Source organism: Streptomyces sp. NPDC058307 (assembly GCF_042880295.1).
Taxonomy (GTDB): Bacteria; Actinomycetota; Actinomycetes; order Streptomycetales; family Streptomycetaceae; genus Streptomyces.
Map to the genome: position 1 here is coordinate 2,342 of NZ_JBHVYZ010000010.1, position 11,991 is coordinate 14,332.

An 11,991-nucleotide genomic window follows, 5' to 3' on the forward strand; every position below is an offset into this window, starting at 1 on the left:
CGTATCCCGCCCCGGTCAGCCGACACTCGTGGCCGGTGCCGGTGCCGGTGCCGGTGCCGGTGGCAGGGGCATGTTGTGCTTGTGGGATGCGGCCGACGGCCGGCTCGTCCATGGACCGCTGACAGGACATCCTGACCGTATCCGCTCGATGACGGTCCTGCCCCTCCCCGACGGCCGCATCCTCCTGGCAAGCGGCGGCGACACCGGGACGATCGCCGTGTGGGACCCCGTCACCGGGCGGCCGGTTCGCGACCCGGCCGGCAACTGGCCCGGCGGGGTGACCGGGATGTGTGCCGCGACCGTCCCCGACGGTGACACCCTGCTCGTCACCGCCACCCCCCGAGGCGCGGTCCGGCTGTGGAATCCGGACACCGGTGAGGCGGTCGGGCGCCTCAACCCGTATGGAAGCCCGATCCGTTCGATCGCAGCCGTTGCGATCGCCGTCGGCCGTACCCTGATTGCGGCCGCGGACACAGGGGGCCGCGTACACGTGTGGGACCCGGCCGTCGACGACCCCTGGGAACCAGGCGCGGCCGTGCAGTTGAGCGGACGCGCGCTCGACGATGCCGATCACCGTGCGGCAGCGGTGGCTGCTGTGCCCACTCACGACGGAACCGTGCTGGCCACCGCAGACGACCGCGGCGCGGTCATGCTGTGGGACCCCGCGACGGGTGGCCCCGTCGGTGACGGTCTGCCCGCCTCGACAGGCACCGCCGGGGTTCCGGTGATGACTGCCGCCATGCCGCACGGCGGCCGCACTGTCCTGGTCATCGGCACCAGACTTGGGCGCAACCTGCGGGTATGGGAACCGGAGAGCGGCACGGTGCGGCACATCGCCGTGGACGTGGCGGTCACCTGTCTGGCCACCGCAGGCCAAGACCTGATCGTCGGACACGACCGGGGAGTCCTCCGACTACCGCTCACACGGCAGTGACCTGTCCCGTGGCGCAGGGCCTGTCCGGGCACGTGCCGCTCCCGCACCACCGGGCCCTCGCCGGGCCGGAGGTGAACGGCCTGACGGCCGATCCCTGGAGACCGGCCGTCACACCGCGGGGCACGTACAGCGAAGCGCCCGTCACCAGCCGGTACCGAAGGTCTCGCAGCCTCGCGACTTCCCGATGGGCCCGATTTCAGGCGGAGGTACCAGTGACCGCGGTGCCGGACCTGGTCAGTGTGTACGTCACTCGCGCCCCGCTCCAGAAGTAGAAGGTGAGGGTCACGGCGGCGCCGTCGGTGACCTCGCCGAAGAACGCGCTCGGCAAGGTGATCGTGCCCGCGGTGTAGTCCGGCGTGAAGGCCACGTTGAACTGCTTGTACGTCGTCCAGGACTGCGGACCGGCGGGGCTGCCGTCGGCGTAGACGGCTTCCATGGTCGCCAGCTTGTCGCCGTTGAAGGCGGTGGGTATCACCAGCGAGGCGGTCGTACCTGTCGCGCTCGTCAGCACCGGCTTGTCGTAGGTGATGACGTTGACGGCCCAGGGGGTTCCGTCCGTGAACCGGAGGGACAGGACGGCATTCGTGCCGTGCTCCTGCGACGCGGTCAGCCGGCCGAGCGTCGCCGCCGCGATCGTCAGCGTGCTGCCACTGACGGTGTAGTCCACGCCTCGGACCAGGTGGCGGGCGCCGACGACATCGATCCTCGTCAGCCGTGTGCCGTTGAGATTCAGCGTGATCGTCGCGTCCGCCGGGGTCCCGCCCTTGGGCACGAAGAGCTGATCGGTGGAGGCGGTGCCGGAGCGCCCGGTCCAGCTCGAACGGATCTGCGCATAGAGGCTCGGGTCGTTCCATTGCAGAGTGCGGCGGTTGAAGCGACTGCCGTTGTCCCACAGCATCGTGGTCAAGCCCCGGTATCGCGCGTAGTGGCCGAGGTACTCGAGGTACTTGAGCGTCTCCCCCTCCTCGACCGTGCCGGGGCCGGAGTCCCAGCCGAGCAGCCCGTACTCACCGATGACGGCCGGGATCCCGTTGGCCACGAAGGCCTTGTGGACCAGGTCGAACGTGTCGGTCAGGTCCTGCTGGGTGGCCGCGTTGAAGGTCGTGTAGCCGGCGAGGTTCACGCTGAAGGGCCAGAAACTGTAGTAGTGGACCGAGGCCACGAGATTCGGGTCGTCGAGCGCGGCGAAGGTGGCGACCAGGCTGTCGATCTTGGCCTGATCCGGGGTGTCCCCAAGGGTCGGCATGACAAGCAGCCGGTCGGTGTTGCCTCCGCCGGTCGCGCGCACTACGGAGTGGAAGGTCGTGTTGAGCTCGTTCATCAGAACGGCGTTCTGCTCGTCGCCTGAACTGCCGGTGAAGAAGGGCTCGTTGACGCTCTCGAAAAGCAGTCGGCGCGACTCGTCCCGGAAGGTGGCCGCGATCTGCTGCCAGGTGGCCGTGTACTGGGCCAGGACCGCGTCATGCTGGGCCGGCATGTTCAGCACCCACTGCCACGCGTCACCGTGCATGTTGATCAGAACGTGGAACCCATCGGCCAAGGCCCAGTCGACCACCTCCTTGATCCTGGCCAGGAACACCGGGTCGAGGGTGTAGGCCGGAGCCGGGCCCTCGTGCTGGCCCCAGGTCACCGGGATCCGGATGCTCCTGAAGCCCTGTGTCTTCAGCCTGCGGAAGAACGCCCGGGTCACCCGAGGGTTGCCCCACGCCGTCTCGTCGGCGCCGATGGCCTCGAAGGTGTTGCCCAGATTCCAGCCGGGCTGCATGTCCGCGACCACGTCCAGCGCGGACGCCGACGCGGCGGAACCAGTGGACCGGGCAGCGGACCGGGCGGCGGCCTGGGCGGCCGATGGGGTGGACAACGCCGCGACGGCGAGGGCCGCGGAGGTCGTCATGGCCTGGCGGCGAGTGAAACCGGCTGAACTCGGCATTGAGCTCTCCATCGAGTCGAAAGGCCTGCCCTGATGTCGGCCGCGTCAACTCAACGTCGAAGCGCTTCGACACGTTGCGGGAGCCTAGCGCAGCCCGGCGACAGAGAGAATGGGCTGATCCGTATGGAAACTGCATCCAGTCCGAAAGTCCTTGCGTCGAAGCGCTTCCCTGCAATGGGCGGCGTCAGGCGCGGTGTCGCGCAGGCTCGTCGGGGTTCCCTGCTCATCTGACGCCGACGCCGACGCCGACGGGATCGGCGGTCGCCCGGCGGTGGATCTCGCGCGGAGTGGGTCAGGCCGGGGGGATCTCACGCCTCCACTGCACCGCACCCGGCCCGCGAGCAACGGACCGGAACGTCCCGGCAAGCCACGGGCCATCGAGACGCTCGGGCTCTGTCCTGGTCCGGGGCAGTGGGTGCGGTGACGCCTGGATATCAGCGGAGTCCGGTCGTGGTCGTCCATCGCGTAGCCGAGCAGGGCTTGATCAAGTTCTGTGGGTGTCCGGGTAGTTGCTGACGCCCAGGATGGCAGGGGCTCGTCCGGGCCCGTCACGGATCGCCGGGTGGTTTTGGCGACGTTGTCGGCTCCGAGGGTTTTCAGGGTGCCTATGGCGAGGTTGCGGAGGGTGACCACGGCACGGGGGGCGGTTCCGGTGTGAACGGTGGAGACATCCGGGCGAAGGTCACGTCCCTGATGTGGTGCGAGGAGTTTTCCACTCCCCAGTGTCCGCGAATCGCGGCGGCCAGTTCGGAAGGGTGGGCTTGGTGGGCGTCGAGGCTGGTGAAGGCGTAGACGCTCTCGCGTGTCTCGGGCTTTCGTGTCTGCTTGCTGCTTGCTGCTTGCGGCTTGCGGCGGCGGTGGACACGGAGGCCGAGGCGAGCGTGGGGGAAGGCGATCCCGCCGAGTCCGTCCGCGATTCCGCAGGTCTTTGACGGAGCGGGACTCTCTTCTGGCGTGCCCGGTGGTGGAGGCGGTGTGCGCGACGGCGATGTCCCGCCGGGGCAGGGCCGCGAGTTGGTGGTGGGCGGTGGGCTGGTTGGTTCAGATCGACGAACTCCTCGGTCAGGTAAGCGACTTGCAAGCCGAGTGGACCGAGGGCGCCGTCCAGCGGATCACCAACGAACACCACCCTCAAACAGCGCGTCCGCCGGCTCGCCACCGACAACCGAAGCCTCCACGAGCGACTCGAGGCCGCCCGCTCGAACTCCTGCCCCCGAGGTCGGAGATCGCATCATTGCCGCGGCGACCGAATGGACCCGTCGGCGAAGGACGGAGGTTCGCACGTGGTGACAGAACCTCGGATATCGCCAAAGGACCTGCGGGTGAGCGAGCGTTCAGTGGAGCAATGGCGCCGCAACTGGCTTGAGGGTGGCAGGCCGGCCCGACCACGCTGGTTGCGGCGGCCGTGCCCCGCACGCCGGCGCGGGGGAGGGAGATGACGCCTGTCATGCCGACGAGTCGACAGGCGTGTCCGATGTGGCCGAGGAGGATCTGCGGACGCGCAGGACGAACCCGGCGCTGTCGCAGCGGCCGGGCAGTGCCCGGAAGTCCTCCGCGTCCATGCGGGAACGCAGGAGCGACACGGCCTTGCGGGCGATCGACTCGCGTCGCGGGTCGACGGTGGTCAGCGGCGGTGAGGCGAAGCGGGCAGCTTCGATGTCGTCGAATCCGGCCAGGGCCACGTCGTCCGGGACGGCGACGCCGCTTCGTGCCAGGACCGACAGGGCGCCGATGGCGACCACGTCGTTGTAACAGAAGAGGGCGTCGAAGTGGACGCGGGTGCGCAGGAGACGAGCCACCGCGCCGGCGCCGGAGGACCACAGGTCGGCGTTGTCCACGCCGATGACCAGCGAGTCGTCGTAGGCGACCCCGGCGTCCTCGAGCGCTCTGCGGTAGCCGCGCAGACGTCGGCCGCCGGCTCGCGGCTCAGCCTGTTCGCACAGGGCGGCGATACGGCGCCGGCCCTGGGCGAGCAGGTGGGCGACGGCCGCGTGTGCGCCCTGCTCGTCCGCGATCTCGACGTAGTCCAGGCTCAGCCCGGCCGCCTGGGCAGGGCGTTCGCCGAGGATGACCGTGGGCTGGGTGAGGGGCAGGGGCAGGTAGTCCTCGGGGGTGAGGGCCTGCGGCACGTAGATGACCCCGTCCACGAGTTCGTTGTGCGACGTGGACAGGACGGCTCGTTCACGGTCGGCGTCTCCGCGGGTGGTCTCGACCACCACTTTCAGTCCCTGGGTCTCCGGGGCCCGGATGACCTGTTCGGCCAGCTCGGCGTTGAACGGCTGGTAGACGTTCGGGAGGACCAGCGCGATGGTGCCGGTGCGCTGGGAGCGCAGGCCGCGGGCGAAGGGGTTGATCCGGTAGCCGAGTTCCTCGACGGCCGCGCGGACGCGGTGCTCCGTTTCCGGGCTGAAGGAGCCGGTGCCGTTGATGACGTTGGAGACCGTCTTCGTCGACACGCCCGCCCTTTCGGCCACGGTACGCATGGTCACGCCCCGCCCCATGCGGCCATCCCCCCCAACGTCGATTCACGGACGGTCAGTTGGAAGTCGGCGACGACCAGCCGTCCTGGCTCCTGGTCGACCGTACCGTTCATGCGGTCGTTCAGCAGGGCCAGCGCTTCGCGGGCGATCTGGGCCCTGCCGGGGGCGACGGAGGTGAGCGACGGGTGGGCGTACCGCGCGTCGTCCGTGTCGTCGAACCCCGCCACCGCCACCTCCGCCGGGACCCTCAGCCCTGCCTCCTGCACGGCGTGCAGGGCGCCCAGCGCCAGCGCGTCCGCGAAGGCGACCACGGCGTCGAACGGGATGCCCCCTTCGATCAGCCGGCGCATTCCCGCGGACCCTTCCTGGCGGTTCCAGTGCGGGGTGCCCACTTCGAGGACGAGTTCGGGGAGGTAGGGCAGGCCGGCGTCGCGCAGCCCGTCCCGGTAGCCGTCCAGCCGCAGGTGGGCGGCGGCCCGCTCGGGCCGGCCCGTGTGGTCGGCACCGAGGGCCGCGATGCGGGTGTATCCCAGGGACACCATGTGTCCGACGAGGGCCCGGACGCCTTCCCGGTTGGCCATGGCGACCCGGTCGACGTGTGCGTCGTAGGCGCGTTCGGAGATGAACACCGTCGGCACGGTCCGGGCCACGGTGAGGGCCTGTGCGTCCGACAGGCCCACCGGGTACATCAGCAACCCGCCCAGGTGCGGCCCGTGTTCGCGGACCAGCGCGAGTTCTGCCTCGGCGTCTCCTTCGGTGAGCTCGATCAGCACGGTGAGCCCGTGGCGCTCCGCCTCCCGCATGATCTCCTCGGCGAGCGAGGAGAAGTACGGCTGGGACAGGTACGGCAGGGCGAGGCCGATCAGGTCGATCCGGCCGGTGCGCAGGTTGCGGGCCACCGAGTTGGGCCGGAAGTCCAGCTCCGCTATGGCGGCGTCGACCTTCCGCCGGGTCTGCTCGCTGACGTTGGGCTCGCCGTTGACCACACGGGAGACCGTTTTCAGCGACACACCGGCCCGCTGGGCCACGTCATTCATCGTGGACATGACCGAACTCTAGGCTCCGGCCGGGGCCGGGCGGCGCAGCCCGGCACACTCGGCCTCGGTGAGCGGCAGCACCGATCCGTGGCGGAGTCCCGGAGGCAGCGCGCAGACCTCCGGATCGGCCGCGGGAAGCCATACGGGGCTGTCCAGGCGGTCGGCCCGGAAGGGCACGTATCCGCGGCCGAGGAACTCGTCCAGCAGGAGCAGCCAGCCCCGACCGTCGGGCGCCGGAAGCACGATCGGCCCCTCGGCGTGCGCCAGCCCCGGCAGTTCTTCGGTGCCGCGGCCCACGCCCCGCGCCACCGGCTCGTAGTCGGGGGCGGTCAGGTCCCGGGAGCGCTCCACGAAGACGAACTTGGCGTCGGGGGCGTCCGGTGTGCCCGGCAGGCGCTCGTCCTTGGTGAACCGGTAGAACCATCCGTCGTGCTCCACGACGGTGGAGTCGATGACGGGGTACCCCGTGTCGACCCACACCCGTGGGTCCCCGAACGTGCGGAAGTCCTTGGTGGTCGCGCAGTACATGCGCTGGTATGAAGGGCTCTCGTGCAGCGGGTCGTCGTCCGGGTAGACGGTGGAGGCCCAGAACACCAGGTACTCCTCCCGGCCGGGGTCATAGACGGCCTCGGGCGCCCAGACGCACCCGGCCTGCTCCGGCATGACCGTGACCCGGTGCGGCCCGTCCCACCCGCGAAGGTCGGCCGAACTCCACACCAGCAGGTCGCGGCTGCCGTGCGCGATCGCCTGTTCCCAGCCCGCTCCGCCGTGGATGCGCAGGTCGGTGGCGAGCAGGTGGAATCCGCTGCCGTCCGCGGCCCGCACCAGGAACGGATCCCGCGCACCGCCGCCCGCGGGGGCGAGCGGGGCAATGCCGGTGAGTTCCGTCCAGCGGTCCATGCGGGGGCTGTCGCAGAGCGAGAAGCGGATTTGCTCGCCGTCGGCGCGGTGCTCGCCGGTGAAGTGGGCGAAGAGATAGCCGGCGGGCCGTTCGGGTCCCGCGCCGAGAGGCGGCTGTGCCGAACCTGCGGCTCGGTGATCGCGGTGGGCGCTCTGGGGCACGGGGGCTTGTCTCCTCGTCTGCGGGGGCGGCGTGGTGCGAGCTTCGCACCGGAGATTCATCGTTGTCAAAGAGCGAGACCTCCCTTTGCGCGAGGCAGGCCTCGCTGCGCCCCGGCTCAAGATTGGAGAATGCGACGAAGGCGATGGCCTTGAACTGCGCAGATGCTGATCAGAGCGGGGCTGCTTGGAAGTGCCGTTCGATGTCGGTCTGGCAAAAGGCCGACAGAAGAGGGTTGACGACGATGTACCTGGCGGCCATCCTGATCCCGCCTCCCAGCCGTAACACCCGGTTAACGCGGTGTGTCGGCGCACGCTTCCCGACGAAGCCGGCGGTCGCCGGCAGAAGAAGGTCGTCATGGCCTCCCTTGTCCCCGCCCCGGCACCCCTGTACGAGGACCCCGTCCACGCGGGTCCGACCGATCCCGTCGTGCAGTACGACGGCCGGCAGTGGTGGATGTTCTACACACAGCGCCGCTCAGACGTGGCCGCGCCCGGCGTCGCCTGGGTGCACGGCACCGCGATCGGCGTCGCGACCAGCGCGGACGGCCGCGACTGGCTCTACCGCGGCGTGCTGGACAGCCTCCCGTTCGAGCCCGGCACCAACACCTTCTGGGCCCCGGAGATCGTGCGGGCACCCGACGGGGTGTTCCACATGTACGTCAGCTACATCCGCGGTGTACCGGACCGCTGGGAGGGCCACGACCGGCAGATCCTGCACTACACCAGCGGCGACCTGTGGCACTGGGTCCAGGCCGGACCGGTGCCGCTCAGCTCACGTCAGGTCATCGACGCCTGCGTCCACCCGCTGCCCGACGGCTCGGGCTGGCGCATGTGGTACAAGGACGAGGCCCACGGCTCGCACACCTGGGCCGCGGACTCGGCCGACCTGTACGACTGGCGAGTACGGGGCCCGGTCCTGGAGCACCGGCCGCACGAAGGACCCAACGTCTTCGCGCTGGGCGGCCGGTACTGGATGGTCGTGGACTGCTGGGACGGCCAGGACGTGTTCCGCTCCGCCGACCTCGACGACTGGACCCCGGCGGGCCGCATTCTCGACGGATCCGGCACCCGCGAGGACGACCAGGGCGTAGGACACCACGCCGACGTCGTCGCGGGACCCGACGCGGCCTGGATCTTCTACTTCACCCACCCCGAGCGGGACCCCCAGTCCCCGGACAGCGACGGACCGGCGCAGCGCCGCTCCGTGGTGCAGCTGGCCCGGCTCACCACCCACGGCGACCAACTGCTGCTCGACCGCGACACCGTTCCGTTCCACGCCCTGCCCCGGCCCTGACGCCTACGGACCCCGGCCCTGACGTCCACGGACCCGGTCCCCGGCACTCCCGCCTGACCTTGACACCCGTACCGGCACACCCGCGCACACCACACCGCCGCCCCCCCGCGCGCTCCCCGAGAGGAACCACCATGTCCATCAACCACAACGACAACGGCACCCCCCAGCTCAGCAGACGACGCTTCGTCCAGGGCAGCCTCATGGCCGCCGTCCTCGGCGGCACCGCGCTGGGCACCTCCGCCTGCTCCACCAGCACCGCGGCGAGCGGCGCCGGCGGCAAGGGCTCCGTGTCCTTCTTCTCCTGGGACACGCAGACCGTCATGAAGCCGGTGCTGGACCTGTTCACCAAGCAGACCGGCACCGGTGTCTCCTTCTCCTACGCCCCTCCCGTGCCGCAGTACGTCTCCACCCTGCAGACCCGCCTCCAGGCCCACACCGGCGCCGACGTCTTCATCCTCACGGCCGAGGACAAGCAGCTGGTCGGCGGCGGTTTCGTGAAGAACCTGACCGGCCAGAAGTTCCTGGAGCCCATGAACTCCGCCAACAAGGACTTCATGACGGTCGACGGCAAGGTGTACGGACTGTCGATCTCCTCCTGGGCCGGCGGGATCATGTACAACAAGGAGCTGCTCGCCAAGGTCGGGGCGGACAAACTGCCGGACAGCTGGGACGGGTTCCTGAAGCTGTGCCGCAAGCTGAAGGACAAGGGAATCACCCCCTACTACGACGCCGCACACGACGGCAACTTCATGGCGCTGTGGGGTCTGCTCGGCGGGTACTTCGCCAGTCAGGGCAACTTCCCGGACGCCGACATCTTCGCGGGCAAGGCCACCTTCGCCGACACCTGGACCGAACCGCTGGTCGCCTACAGCAAGCTGTACACCCAGAAGCTGACGCCCAAGGCGGTGCTGGGTCTGACCAGCGACCAGGTGGTCAGCGAGTTCGCCAACGGACGGGTGGCCATGTTCGGCGCCGGCACCTGGAACGTGCCCACGGTCCAGAAGAGCGCCCCCCACCTGTCCTTCCAGACCGAGGCCATCCCTGGCATGACCCAGGGCAACAGCTACTGGACCGGTGCCGCCAGCCCGGGCTACGCGATCAACCCCAAGGCCAAGAACCCGGCGGCAGCCCTGAAGTTCCTCGAATTCCTGGCGAGCCCCGGCGCCGTGAAGGCGTACGGCAAGTCCAGCGGGGCGATCACCACCACCAGCAACTTCACGCCGAGCTTCGCGGAAGGCATCACCAACCAGGCCCTCGGCGCCCGCTCCGGCAAGATCTACCTTCCGGTCGTCGCCTGGCCGCGCCACTCCAACGAGCTCATCCAGGAGTTCAACACCCAGATGCAGCAGATGGTCCAGGGGTCGGTCAAGCCCCAGGACATCACCGCCGCGCTGGACAAGAAGCTCAAGCAGCTCGACGCGAAGTAAGCGGGAAGCGACAGCCCTCATGGCCATTCAGACCTCCGACCTCCCCACCCGGGCACGCGCCGGCACCGCACCCGGCGGGGCCCGCCCGGGCCGCCGCCGCCGGCTGCGCGAGCAGCTGACCACGCAGGCGTTCCTGGTACCGATCGCCGTCGTGCTGGTGGTGCTGTTCCTGGTGCCGCTCGCCGAGTCGGTGTACTACAGCTTCACCGACTACAGCGGCTCCTCACCGACCCGGCACCTGGTCGGGCTGCGGAACTACCGGCAGATCTTCACCGACCCCTCGGTGCTGACCGGCCTGGGCTTCACCCTGCTGTACGCGGTGGCGACCACCCTGATCGTGACCGTCCTGGCCATTCCGCTCGCGGTGATCCTCAACCGCCGCTTCCCCGGCCGCAGTCTGGTCCGTGCGGCGTTCTTCTTCCCCGCCGTGCCCAGCATGGCGATCCTCGGCCTGGTGTGGACGTTCGTCCTGTCGCCACTGTCCTCCGGGGTGATCAACTCCGTCCTGGGCAGCCTCTTCGGAGTCGGCCCGGTGCCATGGTTGTCGGACAACACCCTGGCCAAGGTCTCGGTGATCGTGGTCGGGGTCTGGGCACAGGCCGGCTGGCACGCCGTCCTCTACCTCGCCTACCTGCAGTCCGTCCCTCGCGACTACTACGAGGCCGCCACCATCGACGGGGCCACACCGCGCCAGCAGTTCTTCCGCATCACTCTGCCGCTGCTCGCACCGGCCATGACGGTCAGTCAGTTCCTGCTGCTCATCAACGGCCTCAGGGTGTACGACCTGCCGTTCACCCTCACCGGCGGCGGCCCCGGATACGACACTTACACCATCACCCAGGTACTCGTGCAACGCGGCATCGCCGAGGGCGACTACGGACTCGGCGCGGCGCTGGGCGTGATCTTCCTGATCGCGGTCGCCACCGTGCTGTCCCTGCAACTCTCCGTGACCCGCAGGCTGGAAAGGAGGTTCCGGTGACGGCGATCCTCTCCCGGCTGCGCACTCGGGGCTGGCTCACCAGCGCCTACATGCTGCCCGTATCCGCGGTGATGGCGCTGCCCTTCTACTACGTCCTCGTCAACACCCTCAAGTCACAGCAGCAGACCACCGGTTCACCGCTGGCGCTGCCGACCTCACCGGACTTCTCCACCTACCGGCGGGTCCTGAACCAGGTTCCCGTCGCGGCGGCCTTCGCGAACACCCTCTACGTCACGGTGTTCTCGGTCGCCCTGATGGTGCTGATCGGCGCCATGGCGGCCTACGCCCTGACGATCCGCCCCACCAGGTTCAACCGGCGTTTCGGCAAGCTCCTTCTGCTCGCGTTCGTCGTGCCCACCCAGTCCACGCTCATCCCCGTCTACCAGATCTTCGTGAAGCTGGGCCTGGTCAACAGCCTGAACGGCCTCGTGCTTGTCTACAGCGCCGGATCGATCTTCTGCTGGTTCGTCATCCAGGGCTACATGGCCACCCTGCCGTTCGAGGTCATCGAGGCGGCCCGGCTGGACGGCTGCGGTCCGTGGCAGGTCTTCTGGCGGATCGTACTGCCGCTGATCCGGCCCATCCTGGCCACCGTCGCGGTGTTCCAGACGATGTGGATCTGGAACGACTTCTTCACCCCCAACGTGTACCTCAGCGACCCGGGCAAGAGCACGATCGTGCTGGAGGTCTACACCTCGGTCGGGCAGTTCCAGGTCGACTGGCCCGCCTTCCTGACCCTCAGCGTCATGGCCCTGGTCCCGATGGTGGTCTTCTTCGTCGCGGTTCAGCGGCACATCATGTCCGGCCTGCTCAGCGGCGCCGTCAAGGGCTGAGAGCGGCAACCGCGC

The 11,991-nt window shown here is 69.3% G+C and carries 9 protein-coding genes; 5 read left to right on the top strand and 4 right to left on the bottom strand.

Features of this window, described 5'->3' with window-relative positions; translation table 11 throughout:
- Positions 1-70: 70 nt before the first annotated feature.
- Positions 71-934 (top strand): WD40 repeat domain-containing protein, encoded by an 864-nt coding sequence (locus ACFVYN_RS09915; protein ID WP_389995468.1) that lies wholly within the window; start codon positions 71-73, stop codon positions 932-934.
- Between the two features lie 196 nt (positions 935-1,130).
- Here the strand turns inward: ACFVYN_RS09915 and ACFVYN_RS09920 are convergent, their stop codons facing one another.
- The 4 genes from ACFVYN_RS09920 to ACFVYN_RS09935 form a co-directional block, all read right to left on the bottom strand.
- Positions 1,131-2,864: a cellulase family glycosylhydrolase gene (locus ACFVYN_RS09920; RefSeq protein WP_389995152.1), complete on the bottom strand. Its 1,734-nt coding sequence runs from the start codon at positions 2,862-2,864 to the stop codon at positions 1,131-1,133.
- A gap of 1,445 nt (positions 2,865-4,309) precedes the next feature.
- The gene (locus ACFVYN_RS09925) at positions 4,310-5,347 is read right to left on the bottom strand and encodes a LacI family DNA-binding transcriptional regulator (protein ID WP_389995471.1); all 1,038 of its coding nucleotides are present in this window, start codon (positions 5,345-5,347) and stop codon (positions 4,310-4,312) included.
- A 2-nt stretch (positions 5,348-5,349) separates the two neighbouring features.
- On the bottom strand, positions 5,350-6,390 hold the full coding sequence (locus ACFVYN_RS09930; protein WP_232649861.1) for a LacI family DNA-binding transcriptional regulator: 1,041 nt from the start codon (positions 6,388-6,390) through the stop codon (positions 5,350-5,352).
- A gap of 9 nt (positions 6,391-6,399) precedes the next feature.
- Positions 6,400-7,443: a glycoside hydrolase family 43 protein gene (locus ACFVYN_RS09935; RefSeq protein WP_389995156.1), complete on the bottom strand. Its 1,044-nt coding sequence runs from the start codon at positions 7,441-7,443 to the stop codon at positions 6,400-6,402.
- A gap of 355 nt (positions 7,444-7,798) precedes the next feature.
- Here ACFVYN_RS09935 and ACFVYN_RS09940 point away from each other — a divergent pair, with 355 nt between their 5' ends.
- The 4 genes from ACFVYN_RS09940 (at position 7,799) to ACFVYN_RS09955 (ending at position 11,976) form a co-directional block, all read left to right on the top strand.
- Entirely contained in the window at positions 7,799-8,737 is a 939-nt protein-coding gene (locus ACFVYN_RS09940) for a glycosyl hydrolase (RefSeq protein WP_389995159.1), read from the top strand.
- 131 nt (positions 8,738-8,868) lie between these two features.
- Entirely contained in the window at positions 8,869-10,164 is a 1,296-nt protein-coding gene (locus ACFVYN_RS09945; protein WP_389995162.1) for an ABC transporter substrate-binding protein, read from the top strand.
- A 19-nt stretch (positions 10,165-10,183) separates the two neighbouring features.
- Entirely contained in the window at positions 10,184-11,143 is a 960-nt protein-coding gene (locus ACFVYN_RS09950; RefSeq protein ID WP_389995165.1) for a carbohydrate ABC transporter permease, read from the top strand.
- On the top strand, positions 11,140-11,976 hold the full coding sequence (locus ACFVYN_RS09955) for a carbohydrate ABC transporter permease (protein WP_232649866.1): 837 nt from the start codon (positions 11,140-11,142) through the stop codon (positions 11,974-11,976). Before ACFVYN_RS09950 ends, ACFVYN_RS09955 begins: the two co-directional genes overlap by 4 nt.
- Positions 11,977-11,991 lie beyond the last annotated feature (15 nt).

Bases quoted from the DNA above. Each gene is read 5' to 3' on its own strand.
- ACFVYN_RS09915 (WP_389995468.1), top strand. From the start codon at position 71: ATGTTGTGCTTGTGGGATGCGGCCGACGGCCGGCTCGTCCATGGACCG.
- ACFVYN_RS09920 (WP_389995152.1), bottom strand. From the start codon at position 2,864: ATGCCGAGTTCAGCCGGTTTCACTCGCCGCCAGGCCATGACGACCTCC.
- ACFVYN_RS09925 (WP_389995471.1), bottom strand. From the start codon at position 5,347: ATGCGTACCGTGGCCGAAAGGGCGGGCGTGTCGACGAAGACGGTCTCC.
- ACFVYN_RS09930 (WP_232649861.1), bottom strand. From the start codon at position 6,390: ATGTCCACGATGAATGACGTGGCCCAGCGGGCCGGTGTGTCGCTGAAA.
- ACFVYN_RS09940 (WP_389995159.1), top strand. From the start codon at position 7,799: ATGGCCTCCCTTGTCCCCGCCCCGGCACCCCTGTACGAGGACCCCGTC.
- ACFVYN_RS09945 (WP_389995162.1), top strand. From the start codon at position 8,869: ATGTCCATCAACCACAACGACAACGGCACCCCCCAGCTCAGCAGACGA.
- ACFVYN_RS09950 (WP_389995165.1), top strand. From the start codon at position 10,184: ATGGCCATTCAGACCTCCGACCTCCCCACCCGGGCACGCGCCGGCACC.